Origin of the sequence: Paracoccus marcusii (assembly GCF_006151785.1) — a bacterium.
Lineage (GTDB): Bacteria > Pseudomonadota > Alphaproteobacteria > Rhodobacterales > Rhodobacteraceae > Paracoccus > Paracoccus marcusii.
On the sequence record NZ_VDDD01000292.1, the window covers coordinates 1 to 584 of the forward strand.

At 61.3% G+C, this 584-nt stretch carries 1 protein-coding gene; it reads left to right on the plus strand.

Annotated elements, in window-relative coordinates; genetic code table 11:
- Nucleotides 1–584 (plus strand): iron-containing alcohol dehydrogenase (locus FHD68_RS18830; protein WP_139086665.1); only part of this gene is annotated, 584 nt, incomplete at both ends.

Below are 584 nucleotides of genomic sequence, written 5' to 3' on the forward strand. Positions count from 1 at the left end.
TCGGCAGGGTTCGAGATAACTATCTTCGATGATGTCGTCGCCGACCCGCCAGAAGATGTGATGATCGCATGCGCGACGATGGCCAAGGATGCTGGCTCTGACATCGTCATGGGGTTCGGCGGTGGCTCGTCGATGGACGTCGCGAAACTGGCTGCCGTGATGATCTCTTCGGATCAGTCACTGGCCGACATGTATGGCATAGGAAAGGTGACTGGCGCGCGGGTACCGCTGGTTCAGGTGCCGACGACTGCTGGCACAGGCTCCGAGGTCACGAACATCACGATCCTGACCACCGGCACGACCACGAAGATGGGGATCGTTGCACGACAGCTGTACGCCGATCGCGTTCTGCTGGACGCCCAACTGACGATTGGCCTGCCACCCCTGCAGACCGCGGCCACCGGGATCGACGCGATGGTGCATGCCATCGAAGCATTCACCGGCAGACTCAGAAAGAACCCCCTGTCTGACATTCTGGCAAAGGAAGCCTTGCGCCTGATGGCTGCGAACCTGATCACCGCATGCGACGATGGCCAGAACAGACAGGCACGCGAGGCGATGCTGCTGGGGGCGACACTGGCCGG